General features: G+C 44.1%; 1 protein-coding gene. It reads left to right on the top strand.

Annotated elements, in window-relative coordinates:
• The first annotated feature begins 2 nt into the window (after positions 1–2).
• On the top strand, positions 3–104 hold the full coding sequence (locus tag KB213_RS13310) for a DUF4861 family protein (RefSeq protein ID WP_211683527.1): 102 nt from the start codon (positions 3–5) through the stop codon (positions 102–104).
• Positions 105–247 lie beyond the last annotated feature (143 nt).

Here is a 247-nt window from a genome sequence, read left to right as displayed (position 1 = left end):
CTATGAAAGAAACCTTCGGTTATAAAACACCCGAAGCATGGTTCGCTTACATCCGCCAATGGAAAGAAGCGTTGGAGCACCCTGTCAAAATCAATATCAAATAAAAGCATAGATACTATGAGGAAACTCGCACTACTTTTCACGCTCTTCCTGTTCATTTCGACAGCCATGATAGCACAAAGAAACTATGTGTCGGACGTATGGGTTTCGGATCAAGGAAACGGAACCTATCGCAACCCTGTGCTCC

Origin of the sequence: Neokomagataea anthophila, assembly GCF_018122595.1 — a bacterium.
GTDB classification, from domain to species: Bacteria; Pseudomonadota; Alphaproteobacteria; order Acetobacterales; family Acetobacteraceae; genus Gluconobacter; species Gluconobacter anthophilus.
Note: the sequence above shows the minus strand (reverse complement) of the source record. Positions and strands in the feature narration are given on the sequence as shown.